The 2,614-nt window shown below is 61.2% G+C and carries 2 protein-coding genes and 1 pseudogene; all 3 read left to right on the plus strand.

All coding sequences use genetic code 11. The features are described from left to right. Positions 1-100 precede the first annotated feature (100 nt). Positions 101-220, plus strand: a pseudogene (locus tag NKI39_RS34065) (hypothetical protein); the annotation flags it as partial. Positions 221-320: 100 nt separating this feature from the next. Then, positions 321-518, plus strand: coding sequence for a hypothetical protein (locus NKI39_RS34070; protein ID WP_352509784.1), 198 nt, complete (start codon positions 321-323; stop codon positions 516-518). Beyond that, on the plus strand, positions 499-2,571 hold the full coding sequence (locus tag NKI39_RS34075; protein ID WP_352690577.1) for a recombinase family protein: 2,073 nt from the start codon (positions 499-501) through the stop codon (positions 2,569-2,571). Before NKI39_RS34070 ends, NKI39_RS34075 begins: the two co-directional genes overlap by 20 nt. Positions 2,572-2,614 lie beyond the last annotated feature (43 nt).

Here is a 2,614-nt window from a genome sequence, read left to right on the forward strand (position 1 = left end):
TCGGCGCCGCCGTCGGAAGCAGCGTCATAATGCCGGGAATCCGGGCTTCGACGTTGTCGTCACCTATCCATTCCATCCGTTGGTTGGGCAGACCGTTGCGGTGGTCGGTGAGCATGATCATGACGGCATCCGCCACCTTTTGGTTCGGCAGCCGCACGGCGGAAGCTTCCATCTTCCGGACTGGATGGCCGCCCCACAGGCCGGTTCGGTTGCGATCGTTGCCGCGCCCCGACTTTCGCTCACACACCTCCTCGAACTTCGCGCACTTCTCGATCATCTCGTAGGCTCTCTTCCAAGAGACTCGATCTCCGGAGGAGGACATGCCGATGAAGAATCCGCTGCGCACCCAACTGGATTTGTTTGTGCCCACCATACCGCCGGCCAAGATGTCGGGCGAGGAACGCGTAAAGGCGGTGGTGCTGTTGCAGTCTCTACTCGTCGAAGCAGCGTCCGTGCCGGGCGTCGGACTGTCGATCCCGAACCGGAAGGAGGCGGGTGATGAGCAAGATTACCGCTGAGCACCTTTGCCGCAGCGCCATCATCTACATCCGGCAATCAACGTCCTACCAGGTCGTAAACAACCTTGAGAGCCAGCGTCGCCAATATGGCCTAGCTGAGCGGGCTCGGCAGTTGGGTTGGGATGATGTGCAAATCGTCGATGACGATCTCGGCCGATCCGGCGCCGGCACGGCTCGGCCCGGCTTTGAGAAGCTGTTGGCGGCCATCTGCGAAGGTCGTGTCGGAGCGGTCGTCTCGCTGGAGGCGTCGCGGCTGGCGCGCAACGGCCGTGACTGGCACACCTTGCTTGAGTTCTGCGGGTTGGTCGGGACATTGATCGTAGATGAAGATGGCGTCTACGATCCGCGTCTGATCAACGATCGTCTGCTGCTTGGCATGAAGGGCACGATGAGCGAGATGGAGCTTTCGGTATTCCGGCAGCGCTCCATCGAGGCGCTCAGGCAGAAGGCTCGCCGGGGGGAACTTCTGCTGACTGTGGCTGTCGGCTATGTCAAAGCGGATGATGGGCAGCTCGACAAGGATTCGGATCGTCGTGTCCAGGACGGCATTGCTCTGGTGTTCCGCAAGTTCGCCGAGTTGCAGTCGATCCGGCAGGTTTTGCTCTGGTTCCGGCAGGAGCAAGTTCTAGTTCCGGCCGTCGTTCAGGGCCGCGGCAAACACGCGATTGAATGGAAGGTGCCGGTCTATCACACGCTGCACCACATGCTGACCAATCCGGTCTATGCCGGCGCCTACGCATTTGGCCGGCGCGGAACGCGCGTTGTAATCGAAGGCGGCCGCAAGCGCGTGATGCGTGACAGCATGCGCCGGAACTGGAAGGACTGGGAGGTTTTGATCCGCAGCCACCATGAGGCATATATTTCCTGGGAGGAGTTCGAGAGGAATCAGCACTTGATCGCCGACAACGCCAACGGCAAGAGCTACCTTGGGCGCGGGGCGATCCGCCGCGGAGAAGCCTTGCTGCCAGGCCTATTGCGCTGCGCACGCTGCGGCCGTCGATTGCATGTCGCTTACAGCGGCAAAGGCGGAAACACCCAACGTTACGTCTGTCGCGGCACCTTCAGCGACAAGGCCGTCGACAACTGCATCCGCTTCGGCGGTATGCGGGTTGACCGGGCAGTCGTCCAGGAGGTTCTCGGTCGACTGCAGCCGCTCGGCATCGAGGCGGCGCTGGCTGCCATGGAGGTGCAAGGCCAGGAGCATAGTGACAAGCGACAGCAGGTCGAGAATGCTTGCCGGCAGGCCCGGTACGAGGCGGAGCGTGCACGCCGCCAATACAATGCGGTCGATCCCGAGAACCGGCTTGTCGCCGGCGAACTCGAGCGACGCTGGAACGAGAAGCTGACCCACCTGGGCGAGCTTGAGGAGGAGCTGGACCGCTTGGCCCCGCTGCAAGCACCAACGGTCTCCGCCGACGATCGTGCAAGGCTGATGGCTCTGGGGAAGGACCTCGCCCAGGCATGGGACAGTCCGGGCGCTTCGAACGAGACGCGCAAGAAGATCATTCGCTTGTTGGTCAAGGAGATCATCGTCGATGTCGTGGACGATAGTCTGGCGCTCATCATCCATTGGCAAGGTGGCGATCACACACGTCTCATCGTGAAGAAGAACAAGGTCGGGCAAACCCGCTGGACGATCGAAGGCGATACCCTTGATCTTGTTCGGGTACTGGCCCGCCAGATGTCGGATCTGTCCATCGCCGCCATCCTCAATCGCGCCGGCAAAAGGACAGGGAAGGACAATAGCTGGACGCGTAGTAGGGTGTGCAGTCTTCGCAACACCCATGGCATTGCGCCATACCGCGACGGCGAACGTGCGGAGCGTGGCGAAGCAACGCTCGACGAAGCCGCGGGGATTCTCCAGGTCAGCCCGTCGACAGTTCGTCGCATGGTCAACCGCGGCACGTTGGCAGCGAATCAACTATGCAAAGGGGCACCCTGGATCATTCACCTCTCGGATATCGAGAATGATGCCGTTCGGCGTGAAGCTGATGCGCGGCGATCACGGCGTCCGGCGTCTCATGATCCGCGCCAAAATGTCTTTAATTTATAAGGCGATCGACAGATGAGCAGTATATCGCACCGCCGTCGGAGCC

Origin of the sequence: Mesorhizobium sp. M0664 (assembly GCF_040320565.1) — a bacterium.
In the GTDB taxonomy this organism is placed as follows: Bacteria; Pseudomonadota; Alphaproteobacteria; order Rhizobiales; family Rhizobiaceae; genus Mesorhizobium.

Bases quoted from the DNA above. Each gene is read 5' to 3' on its own strand.
- NKI39_RS34070 (WP_352509784.1), top strand. From the start codon at position 321: ATGCCGATGAAGAATCCGCTGCGCACCCAACTGGATTTGTTTGTGCCC.
- NKI39_RS34075 (WP_352690577.1), top strand. From the start codon at position 499: ATGAGCAAGATTACCGCTGAGCACCTTTGCCGCAGCGCCATCATCTAC.